Origin of the sequence: Chryseobacterium sp. 2VB (assembly GCF_005503635.1) — a bacterium.
GTDB lineage: Bacteria > Bacteroidota > Bacteroidia > Flavobacteriales > Weeksellaceae > Chryseobacterium > Chryseobacterium cupriresistens.
Map to the genome: position 1 here is coordinate 22,469 of NZ_SCNC01000013.1, position 12,526 is coordinate 34,994.

A 12,526-nucleotide genomic window follows, 5' to 3' on the forward strand; every position below is an offset into this window, starting at 1 on the left:
TTTGATTTCGTTTCAGATATGGATTCCGGCGCAAAGCAGTTCCGGGATAAGTCTTGATATCCGTAATGAATCCAGAACAGATAAAACAGGCATTCTGGATCTGATCATTGTCCTTAACAATCAAAGCACAAATGATTTCAAAGGAAAAATAAACATTACGATTCCTCAAGGTTTCAGGAATATTTCGGGCAACAGTCTTCAGGTCGAAATGAAATCCGGTGAACATCTTTTCATTCCGGTAAAAATCGTAGTCAGCAATAATGCCGTTTCAGGAGAATCACGTCTGGGTTTCCGTCTTTCTGACCAGCAGAATAAAACAATGGCGGAAAAAGAAATACCTTACACCGTTACTGAAAATAATGCCATGCGCATCACGGCAGAAACCCCTCTGATTTATGTGAATAAAGCTACCGATTCGGTAGAAGTAAGGGCAAGAGTTTCCAATCTTGGGAACAGAAAACAGCATGTAACGGTTGTATTTAAAATTCCGGAAGCTGAACAGGGGAACGCTTTTATCGAGAAAACAGGAAGTATTGGCGTACAGAAAGATTCAGTCTTTGTGTTCCGTTTTCTGCCTTCCCGAATCAGATCCCGAAGCACTCAGATTTCCGTTAATATTGCAGGTTTCAGAGAGCCGGACAGAGAGATATTCGGCAACACTACGGTATCTGTGCAAAATGTTTCTTCGGTACAACGTTATGAAGATATGGAATCCACCGCTTTTTCCAACTTTACCAGGAATACCATCACAGCAAGTTACAGGCATGCCGGGGAAAACCTGGACATGTATCAATTGGTAGGTTCCGGAGGTTTCAACCTTCCTTCAGGATATATTTTCATCCGGGGGAATATCTATACCATGAAGAATCAGAGCGATCCTATTGTCAATAATACCTATCTGACCTATCACAGGGAAAACAGTGAATTCACGATCGGAAATATTAATAAATTACTGGAACTTTCCATGTTTGGAAGAGGGCTCGAATATGCCTACATTTCTCCTGATAAAGACAAAAAAATTGAAGCAGGTTTCGTAGACCAGACCTACAGCCTGATCGAAAGAAATTCTTTTCTGAAATATGGTTATGGATTTTATACCAGAGGAACCCTGGGAGCTCAAAACGCTTCCCGCAATATCTCAGGAACCTATATTTTCAGGGACGATCCTTATGAAAAAGCCAGACATCATGTAGCCGGAACAGACCTTCAGTATGCTTTCGGTAAAGACTGGAGAACCAATACCAAGGTGTATGGCGGACTGAGTTTCTACGAAAACAACCAGCCCACCAAGCCTTCTTTAGCTTTGGAATCCCAATATTCCGGAATGATCAAAAAGATCAATCTGAACGGAAATTATTTCTACAGCACAGATTATTATCCCGGAAACCGAAGAGGAATTTTGCAGATCCAGCAGAATTTCTCTACCATGATTTTCAAAGATCATTATGTGTATGCCAACATTACAGCTTCCCATTTTTCACCTAAGTTCTACTATTACGACAACACCCTGAATTCGAGCAATCTAAGACTGGATACGGGAATCAACTTCCCTAAAAAAGGGAATTTCGGGATGGGACTTGGCTACCAGTATCAGGAAGAAAACTCCAATTCTTATAATAATTTCTTCAATGCCCAGCCTTACGAGAACACAAAACAGCTTAAAGCCCAGCGTTTTACGGAATACCTTACCTGGCTGAGCCCTGATAAGCAACACTCCTCCATCTTAAGCATGGAAACAGGATTGGCACAATATCCGGACAACGACAAACAGCAGTTTCAGATGAAAGCAAGCGGAACTTACAGCTACAAATGGCTTACCGTGAACGGGATCTATCAGCATGGAAGTTATTTCCTCTCCGAATATGCTTTTTCAAAAATGATGAATCAGAGCACTCCCTACAAAAAGCTTTCCCTTTCTGCTTTTGTCAATAAAAATTTCTTCAACCGTCAGCTGAATGTCACCTCAGGGGTCTCTTATACGGATGATGTTCTGTACGGAAAATCGCCTTCCGGCTTTATGAACCTGAAGTATTCAAGGGAAAAGTACGCTCTATATCTGAACTCTTCCTACTTCAGTTATACTGCAGGAAGCTTCACCAATAATCTGTTGACCGTAGAAGCCGGTGTGACCGTCAACCTTAGAAACAGTACCCTTGATCCGGGTAAAAAAGGTGATATCAAAGCATTTGTTTATTATGACCTGAACGAAAACAATATCTATGATGAAGGCGACAAAGAAGCAGCAGGCTATCTCATTATGCTCAACAATATTTCATTTAAAACCGACCCGTCAGGTTCTATCAGCTACCGTTCTATCCCTTACGGAAAGTATGCCCTGAAACAGGTGATCCAGCAAGGCTGGTATTACGATGAAACCGAATTTACAGTAGACAAACACCACTACTCTTTTGAGATCCCTCTTCATCAAAACGGAACGACCCAGGGAAAAATAACCTATGATTTTGACACCAAAACAGCAGTAGATTTCACGCCCAAAGTCGGTGGTGTTCTCTTCAATATTTACCGCAACGAACAGTTAGTACATCATATCATCACCGACGACAACGGGGAATTTGCATCCTTCCTGCCCTCCGGAAATTACAGGATTGAACTGAACAAAAACTCTCTGCCATCCAATACCTATTGCGAACGCTCTACTGATACTTTCAAAGTAGAAGCCGGGAAAATAGTACAACTGGAGCCTTTTGTGATTAAGGTAAGGGAAAAGGTGATTAGGGTGAAGAAGTTTGGGAGTTAAAGCAATGAAATATAACTCATTACACCCCCTGCGTTATTAAGAAATATGTCTGAAGTACCTATTGAGTAGGAAAATAGTTTCAAAATATCAATCCGTTTTTCAAATAATTTTCTATCTTTGATAGTATCATATGATATTATCAAAGAGATGAAACCTCCCTATTCCATTACAGACAACATTTTATTCTTAGTGGCTTCTATATCTGAAAAAATAGGAGAAATCAATGCTTCCCATCTGTACAAACCTGTCACTGAATTAAGAAAGAAAAACAGAATTAAAACCATTCAGGCTTCATTGGAAATTGAAGGGAATACCATTACTGAAGAGCAGATAACTGCTTTATTGGAAAATAAAAGAGTCATTGCACCCCAAAAAGATATTCTCGAGGTTCAGAATGCGATAAAAGTTTATGAAGAAATCAATCAACTAAATCCTTATCACCTGAAAGACTTAGAAAAAGCGCATTCCATTCTGATGAAAGGACTGGTTGCCCATCCTGGTCAATTAAGAACCACTAATGTAGGCATCATTAAAGGTTCAAAAGTAGAACATATAGCACCGGGAGGCGCCATGGTAAAAGGATTGATGAAAGACCTCTTTGCTTATCTGAAAAAAGACAAAGACCTTATTTTAATTAAAAGCTGTGTCTTCCACTATGAGTTTGAATTTATACATCCTTTTACAGACGGCAATGGAAGAATGGGCAGACTCTGGCAGACCTTAATTCTGATGCAACAATATCCTGTATTTGAATATCTGCCTGTAGAAGCCCTCATCAAGCAAAAACAGACTGAATATTACAATACATTATCAGAATCTGATAAAAAAGGAAATTCTACCCCATTTATAGAATTTATGCTGAGTATTATTCTCGAATCTCTACAGGAACTTTTACAATCTCAAAATAAAACATTGTATACAGAAGACAGAATTTTATTATTTAAAGAGAAAGTAAAACAAAATACGTTCAGTAGGAAAGACTATATGCAAAACTTCAGAAATATTTCTGCCCCAACTGCAAGCAGAGACCTGAAATGGGCGATTGAACAGTGCATTTTATTAAAATCCGGAGAACAGAGGTTGACAGAATATTGGTTTAAAGAATAATGAAGCAAAATGAATTTAAACACTATAAATCCTCCAAACTCTTAAATATTGAGTATAAAATAATTGAAATTTTAACAGTAGAAAAATAGAAATTACTTGTCTTATTTCTTCGTTTGAGGAGCTCGGAATCTTATCTTTGCCGAACTAAACCAATAACAGAGAAAATTCCTAATGGCATTTAACGAAAATTCCAGAGTTAAAATTCCTGCCCTTCTTCATCTTATGAAGTTGGGTTATAAGTATATTCCATTTTCAGAACAGAATCGTAGAGATGAAACTAATATTTTTGAAGACATTTTTGTAGAAAGTCTTTTGCGCATCAATCCGGATGTGTCCAAAGAAGAGGTATTACGTATCCTTGATGAAATTACTTTAGAATTAGACTATGAAGATTTAGGAAGAAAGTTCTTTCAAAGACTTACTGCTAACTCTGGTATTAAACTGATAGACTTTAAAAATTTCAACAATAATAGTTTCCATGTAACAGCTGAACTAACAGCTAAAAATGGAGACGAAGAATTCAGACCGGATATTACGATTTTGATAAATGGGATGCCACTGGCTTTTGTTGAAGTAAAAAAACCACATAACAAGCAAGGTGTACTTGATGAAAGAACTCGTATAAATACTCGTTTCAAGAACAAGCACTTTAGACGTTTTGCCAATATTACCCAATTGATGGTCTTTTCCAATAACATGGAATATGAAGATGGTATTGTAGAACCTGTTTTTGGAGCTTTTTATGCAACAGCAGCTTATTCCGATTTGCACTTCAACTATTTCCGTGAAGATGAAGAATTTCCGGTTAAACAAAAGTTTGGAATAATTTCAGATTCTGAAGAGAATACCATTCTAAAAGACAATAATTTATTAGTCATAAAACATAGCCCTGAATTTAAAGTTAATAAGGAGCTTTATACGCCAACACATCGTATCCTCACCTCTTTATTTAGTAGAGAGCGTCTGGCTTTTATACTTCGCTATGCCATTGCTTATGTAGAAGAAGAAAGTGGTTTGCAAAAACATATTATGCGTTATCCGCAGATTTTTGCAACTATGGCGATTACTCAAAAATTAAGTGAAGGAAAAAACAAAGGAATTATCTGGCATACACAGGGTTCAGGAAAAACAGCATTGGCATTTTTTAATGTTAAACACCTGACTGATTATTACCAGAAACAAAATACTATCCCAAAGTTCTATTTTATTGTAGATAGAATTGATTTATTGATTCAGGCTTCTACAGAATTTTCTAATCGTGGATTAAAAGTTAATCAGGTTAATTCCCGTCAGGAATTTATTAAAGATTTGCAGGTTGTAGGTGCCATCCATAATGATAGTGGACAAGCAGAAATTACAGTAGTCAATATTCAGAAGTTTAGTGAAGATTCAACGATTATTAAACTACCGGATTATGATATCAATACTCAACGTGTCTATTTTTTGGATGAAGCTCACAGAAGTTACAATCCAAAAGGTAACTACCTTGCCAATCTTATCAATTCTGACAGAAATGCTGTAATTATAGCATTAACAGGAACTCCATTGCTAAGAGAAGTTACAAAGGAGTATGATTCTAAACTACTCTTTGGAAACTATATTCACAAATACTATTACAACCGTTCCATTGCAGACGGCTACACCTTACGTTTGATTCGTGAAGAAATCGAAGGAAGCTTTAAGATGGAAATGAAGGAAGTAATGGAGCAGATCAAATTGCTGAAAGGAGACATCAAAATATCGGATGTATATGCCGAAAGACCATTTGCACAAGGATTACTTAATTATATAACTAAAGATCTCATAGAATTCAGAGATCGCTGGAAAGATGAATCTTTGGGAGGAATGGTTGTTTGCGATTCTTCTAAACAGGCTAAAATGTTGTTCCAATTATTTGAAGAACAATATGGCAAACAGGAAACAGATGCAGATAAACTACCATTAGTTGCAGAAGCATCCGCTCCTTATGGTAAACGTAAAAAAGATAAACTAACCGCTGCATTGATTCTGCATGATGAAAATGATAAATCTACTCGTAAAGAATTGATAAAAGCATACAAAGGAGGAAAAGTAGATATCCTTTTTGTATACAATATGCTATTGACTGGTTTTGATGCCAAGAGATTAAAAAAACTTTATTTAGCGCGTGTTATTCAGGATCATAATTTATTGCAGACATTGACTCGGGTAAACCGCCCGTATAAAAACTATCAATATGGGTATGTAGTTGATTTTGCTGACATATCAAAAGCTTTTGACCGTACCAATCAACTGTATTTTAAAGAATTGCAGGATGAGCTTGGTGATGAAATGGAAATGTATTCTAATCTGTTCAAATCAGAAGAGGAAATCAGAGAGGAGATTGACAATATCAAAGAAACTCTTTTCCATTATGATACTGAAAACAGGGAAATATTCTCACAGCAAATAGCTCAGCTGACCGACAAAAAAGAATTGTTGCAGTTGGTAAAAGCCTTACGCACTGCAAAAGAATTAAAAAACCTGATAGCATTGCAAGATTTACAGGGACTGGGAGAACTCATAGACTTTGAAATTCTAAACCGCTTATTAATTGAAGCACAAAATCGCTTAGATAATCTCAATCTTCTTGAAAATCTTGCTAATGCTGAAGAAACTCAAAACCTTTTGAATATTGCATTGGAGGATATTGTTTTCCAATTTATTAAAGTAGGAGAAGAAGAACTAAAACTGGCAGATGAACTGAAAGATCAGCTTCGCAAAACACGTGAAGCCCTGCAAAATAATTTTGACCAGAACGATCCAGTTTTTGTAAGTTTAAGAGAAGAACTGGAACGTATTTTCAAGAAAAAAAATCTCACCGAAACAACGCAAGCCGAAATGGTAGAAAACTTACCTTTGCTTCGTAAAATATATGATGAAGCCAAAGAGCTGAACCGTAAAAATGCATTATTGAAAGCCAAGTATAACAACGATGAAAAATACGTCCGCATCCACAAACGCCTGACCGAAAAAGGCAAGCTTAATGCTAAAGAAATACAACTTCACAGGGCACTAATACAGATAAAAAATGAAGTAGATACCAGACTTGAAGGACAGGAGGATTATTTAAATAATGAAGCGCTATTCGAACGTTATTTGGTTCGATTGGTTGCTCAAAAATTCGTAATAGAAGAAAAATTAAATTTAGACACTGATACCAGGCAAAATATCAGTAACCTTATTGGAAAAGAATATTTTCAGCTGTATAACAACAGAATATAAAAATGACGCAGGATATAACATACAAAGCTAAAACCGAACAACTAATTGACAACCTAAAAAGTGTCTGTGCTAACTTTGGTCTTGGAAATGACGGTAACGAGTTCAAGATCATATCACAGATGTTTTTGTATAAATTTATAAATGATAAGTTCCATTACGAACTAAAAAAAAAGCAACAAGAACTAGGTAAAGATATTGATTCTGAACTATTAGTTGATTTGTTAGATGAAAATGTTGCTAGATTAAAACCCCATCAGTTAATTGCACATTTACATAATAATCAAAATAGTGATGATTTTGCTAAAACATTTGATGAAACATTAAGAGGTATTAGTATAGAGAATGCAGATATATATTCCATAAAATCATATTCCGGAGCTAAGGATTTGCTTTTTAATGATTTAAGCGAGTTTATCACTGACCGTTCAGAGCGTGATAACTTTTGTAGAGCCTTAATTAACAAATTATTTGAATTTAGTTTTGAAGAAAGTTTTGAAGACTATTTCAGTGAAAAATACGATTTCTTTAAAGACATATTTGAGTACCTAATCAAAGATTATAACTCTGATTCAGGAGGTAAGTATGCTGAATACTATACGCCAAATGCTGTTTCCCGTATTATTGCTAATATTTTGGTTCCAGAGCCCGTTAAGCAAGCAAAATGCTATGATCCAAGCGTAGGTTCAGGCTCTTTATTAATGTCTTTAGCTCATAAAATAGGAGAGAACAGATGTACTATTTATTCTGAAGATATTTCTCAGAAATCCAGTACTATGTTACGATTGAATCTAATTCTTAATGATCTCATACATAGTATACCTAATGTAATTAAAACCAATACCATATCTCAACCATTTTATTTGAATAAACTAAAATTTGATTACATTGTATCTAACCCGCCTTTTAAACTCGATTTTTCAGATTTCAGAGATGATTTGGAAAAAGATACTTTTAAAGAACGTTTTTTTGCAGGTATTCCTAATGTACCAAAAACAAAAAAGGAATCTATGGCTATCTATCTGTTGTTTATCCAACATATTATGCACAGTCTGAATGATAGAGGAAAGGCAGCTATTGTAGTTCCTACCGGATTTATTACAGCACAAAGTGGTATAGAAAAGAAAATACGTGAACGCTTAATAGATAAAGGCTGGTTAAGAGGCGTGGTAAGTATGCCTAGTAACATTTTTGCCAGCACAGGTACCAATGTATCGGTATTATTTATAGATAAAAAAGCCGATAGCAAACATATTGTCCTTATGGATGCCAGCAAGCTAGGTGATACTGTAAAAGAAGGCAAAAACCAACGTACCGTGCTAACACGTGAAGAAGAAGCGAACATAATAGAGACTTTTAACAACAAGGTACCTGTAGAAGACCTTTCTGTAATTGTAACCAAAGAACAGATAATAGAAAAAAATTATTCTTTCTCAGCGGGACAATATTTTGAAGTAAAGATTGAATATATAGATATTAGCCCAAAAGAATTTGCTAAAAAAATGAATGACTTTGAAAACCGATTGACCTCATTATTTAGACGAGGAAATGAATTAGATGTCGAAATTCAGAATCAGTTAAAAACATTGAAATATGAGTAATTGGAAACAGATTTCTATTGGAGAATTCATTGATTTTAATCCTCATGAATCTATAAAAAAAGGCTCCATTACAAGGAAAATTGGAATGGATAAGCTAGGTATATTTCAAAGAAAAATTAATGGATCTGAGAATCTAGAATATTCTACTGGACCAAAATTCCGTAACAAGGATACATTAGTCGCTAAAATTACACCCTGTCTTGAAAATGGAAAAACAGCGTATGTTGACAATTTAAACGAAGATGAAGTTGCATTCGGCTCTTCTGAGTTTATTGTACTAAGAGAAAATGAAAACTCTGATTCTAAATTCATTTATTATTTAGCAAGAAGTCCTTTATTTAGAGAACGTGCTATCAGCTGTATGGAAGGTACCTCTGGAAGAAAAAGAGTAAATGAAGGTGCTTTAAAAAGACAAGAGATATTAGTACCCACAACAAAAACAGAACAACAGAGAATTGCCTCTGTTTTATCTGCTCTAGATGATAAAATAGAGCTCAATAACATCATCAATACAGAACTGGAACAAATGGCCAAAACGTTATATGATTATTGGTTTTTACAATTTGATTTTCCTAATGAAGATGGAAAACCTTACAAATTTTCAGGCGGAAAAATGGTATATAATGAAGTATTGAAAAGGGAAATTCCAGAAGGTTGGAATGTCAAGAAGCTTGAGGAAATATCTAATATTATAAATGGTTACGCCTTTAAAAGTGAATGGTATGATATTAAAGGGGTTAAAATAATTAGAACCAAAAACTTTAATAATGGATATATTTTTTTAGACGATATAGTTTATATATCCGAAGAGAGGGCAAAAGAATTTTCAAAATATGAATTAAACAGCTTTGATTTTTTAATGGTAATGGTAGGCGCTTCAACTGGAAAGTTTTCTGTTGTTAATTCTAATATTCTTCCTGCCTTACAAAACCAAAATATGTGGAAATTTAAATCGAAGGATGGAAATCAGTTTTTTTTAAATTTATTATTACAAAACGTAATTACAGAACTTGAAAATACAACTAATGGTAGTGCACGAGGATTTTTTCAAAAAGATACATTCTTAAATAAATACATAATCTATCCTGATGAGAAATTTCTTACAAATTTTTCAAAAAAAGTATCAAACTTATATCTTAAAATTGATAATAATCTAAGGGAGAACCAAGAACTCGCTTCTTTACGAGACTGGCTATTACCTATGCTAATGAACGGACAAGTAAAAGTAGAAGATTAACAATACAAAAAAGCTCAACATTTCTGTTGAGCTTTTCAATTATAATATTGTAGGTTTATTTTTTCTCAATCAACCTCTCCAGTCTACCCATCATCTCATCCTTCTCCTTCAGCATCCTTTCATAAAGAGCAATCTTTTCATCATGCAACTGAACTATTTTTTCAATAGGGTGAAAATTAATTGTACCATAATTAAATGAATTACTGAAAGCGTGCTCTCCAAACGTATTAGAAATAATATTCACCGCCTGCTCCTCATCAAAATTCTGAAACGCTTCCACCGGAATTTTCAATACTTCAGAAATTCTTTTCAGTAGAGGGTCTTCAATAATTTCTTTCTGTTCCAGCAGAGAAATTTTCTTCTGGTTCCAGTCGTCGCCAAGATCAAGAGCCAGTGCTTCCTGCTTGATGCCCAGCATTTCTCTGAATCGTTTTACATTGCGTCCCTGATGTATTTTATGTTCCATGATAATTCAACATTTATGAGGTTTAAATATAGAAAAATATTTATAAAAACACCCCTTAAAAAACAGCTTAATTACAATCTCTGTTCTTTACAATGATGCTGTGAAACGGGCCTCCTCTCCTATTTCGTCATTTCCGTTTTTATGCCCGCTTTTTTTCATCAAAAAGTTAGAAAAAACAAACGCTGTTATCTGGTTTTCACTTTCTGACGAACATGCGTTAAAAATCTTACAATCCCCTGTTTTTCTATGCCTGGCACTCGCTATATTTGATCCTACAAACCAAAAAACACAATATTATGGCACTAGACAATTTAATCAGTTTAAGTTTTACCACTGAAGAACTAACCAAACTTGATCAGGCATTGCAAACTATCGATACGGTCTTATCAGGAAAAACCATCAATCTTACTCCCGAGGAAAGACAACAATACGGAAGTATTGCGGAACAGAACAAACTCTTCGTCAATAAAGCCAAAATCTACATGGAGCAATATCCCCAATATGTTCCCAACTTTTTAGATAAAGTGGAATTCGATAAGGATTATCTGGGAAGAGAACAGGTAGAACAACGCCTGCAAATCATGAGCTCATTAACAGAACAGCTGTCTGATACTAAAGTTTTGCTGGATCACGATAATTACCACAATGCCATCACCTTCTATAGAAACATGAAATTCCTTTCAGGAGAAAATGTTCCGGGAACGAATACCATTTATGAAGATCTGAAGCAGTTTTTCGTAACCACAACCCCTTCTACCCCTCCGGTAACTCCCTCTGATGACGTAAAGAACTAACAGCAATTGGTTATACAAATATCAACAGGCGGTTCTAAAGTTCAAACGCCCATTTCTACAAGTGTATGTACCCCCTTACCCAAGGGGGTATTATCATTTAAAAACTGTCTGCAGGTTATTAATGAAGTGTCTTCAGCTTATTCTGAAATGCCTGCAGACACTTAACCAACTTGTTGCCGTTATTTTAAGAACGGCTGTTGATATATGGACAACCTGTTGCAAGGGCTTATCTATCCGGTTGTGGATATTTAAAAAGTAACTGTGGATACTTGTATAAGTGCCTGTAGCAATAGGTGATAGTGGCTGGAAATATTTTTAAGTTTTCATATAATGTTATTAGAATAGATTTTACAGAAAAATTTACATTTTCCCGTAAGCGGAAACCGGAGATTTTTATTATTATTGCCAGTTGTAAACAAATGTTATGAAACCTGTCATCATTAAAACACTCAACTAATAATGAACACCTTTGGAAAAACGATACGTCTATTTCTGGTAGATGGTACTCCTAATAGTCTCACCACTGCAGAACTCAGTAACTGGACAGGCATAGGCATAAAAGTCCCACGTATTAAAGTAAGAGAATTCAGTACCCGCCCGGAATTTAGAAAGCCTGGTGTATATATACTGATTGGCAAAGGAGATAATAATGAAGACGCAGCCTATATTGGAGAAGCAGAAATAATTGCAGACCGCCTTGCTCACCATATTGCTAACAAAGATTTCTGGAATGAAGTTTTGTTTTTCGGTAGTAAAGATCAGTATTTAAATAAAGCCGGTGTTAAATATTTAGAAAACCGTCTTCATCAGTTGGCTTTAAGTGCGGAACGATATACAATTAATCAAAATACCCCTACCCGGCCAGAGCTGTCTGAAGCAGAGCAGGCGGAACTTGAGGAGTTTTTATCCAATATTAAAATACTTACCGCTGCTCTGGGACATAAAATATTTGAATCCTTGGAAGAAACAATGGAACAGGGCGAAAACAACCAATTGGTTTTATTTTGTAAAAATGGAGCTGGTGCATGGGCGAAGGGCAGCCCTTCCACAGAAGGTTTTATTGTATATAAAGATTCTCTTCTGATCATAGCAGAACAGCCATCACTACCTGATGGTATAGTATCTGAGCGAAGAAAAATGTTGGCTGAAGGAATAATAGAAACAGAAAACGGATTTTATAAGCTGACTAAAGACTATATCTTTACTTCTTCCTCAAGAGCTGCGGCTGCTACATTAGCAAGATCAGCAAGTGGCCCCCTGGAATGGAAAACGGAAGAAGGAATTCAATTAAAACATCTGGAAATATAAAATATAACCTTTGAC

8 protein-coding genes are annotated in these 12,526 nt (G+C 35.5%); 7 read left to right on the forward strand and 1 reads right to left on the reverse strand.

Going from position 1 to position 12,526, the window contains the following annotated elements; translation table 11 throughout:
* The first annotated feature begins 1 nt into the window (after position 1).
* The 5 genes from FFS26_RS13280 to FFS26_RS13300 all read left to right on the forward strand — a co-directional run bounded on the left by FFS26_RS13280 (position 2) and on the right by FFS26_RS13300 (position 9,943).
* Positions 2-2,758 carry a hypothetical protein gene (locus tag FFS26_RS13280; protein ID WP_137905227.1) on the forward strand — a complete coding sequence of 919 codons (2,757 nt, stop codon included), beginning with the start codon at positions 2-4 and terminating at the stop codon, positions 2,756-2,758.
* Positions 2,759-2,905: 147 nt separating this feature from the next.
* Positions 2,906-3,865, forward strand: a complete 960-nt coding sequence (locus FFS26_RS13285) for a Fic family protein (protein WP_171006314.1) — start codon at positions 2,906-2,908, stop codon at positions 3,863-3,865.
* A 171-nt stretch (positions 3,866-4,036) separates the two neighbouring features.
* Positions 4,037-7,108, forward strand: coding sequence for a type I restriction endonuclease subunit R (locus FFS26_RS13290; protein ID WP_137905229.1), 3,072 nt, complete (start codon positions 4,037-4,039; stop codon positions 7,106-7,108).
* Between the two features lie 2 nt (positions 7,109-7,110).
* Positions 7,111-8,706 carry a class I SAM-dependent DNA methyltransferase gene (locus tag FFS26_RS13295; RefSeq protein ID WP_137905230.1) on the forward strand — a complete coding sequence of 532 codons (1,596 nt, stop codon included), beginning with the start codon at positions 7,111-7,113 and terminating at the stop codon, positions 8,704-8,706.
* Positions 8,699-9,943 (forward strand): restriction endonuclease subunit S, encoded by a 1,245-nt coding sequence (locus FFS26_RS13300; RefSeq protein WP_137905231.1) that lies wholly within the window; start codon positions 8,699-8,701, stop codon positions 9,941-9,943. Before FFS26_RS13295 ends, FFS26_RS13300 begins: the two co-directional genes overlap by 8 nt.
* Positions 9,944-9,998: 55 nt before the next feature.
* On the opposite strand, the gene FFS26_RS13305 is transcribed toward FFS26_RS13300, so the two are convergent.
* Complete coding sequence (locus FFS26_RS13305) at positions 9,999-10,409, reverse strand: helix-turn-helix domain-containing protein (protein ID WP_137905232.1); 411 nt, start codon at positions 10,407-10,409, stop codon at positions 9,999-10,001.
* Positions 10,410-10,705: 296 nt separating this feature from the next.
* Here FFS26_RS13305 and FFS26_RS13310 point away from each other — a divergent pair, with 296 nt between their 5' ends.
* Positions 10,706-11,203 (forward strand): hypothetical protein, encoded by a 498-nt coding sequence (locus tag FFS26_RS13310; RefSeq protein ID WP_137905233.1) that lies wholly within the window; start codon positions 10,706-10,708, stop codon positions 11,201-11,203.
* 459 nt (positions 11,204-11,662) lie between these two features.
* Positions 11,663-12,511, forward strand: coding sequence for a GIY-YIG nuclease family protein (locus tag FFS26_RS13315; RefSeq protein WP_137905234.1), 849 nt, complete (start codon positions 11,663-11,665; stop codon positions 12,509-12,511).
* Positions 12,512-12,526 lie beyond the last annotated feature (15 nt).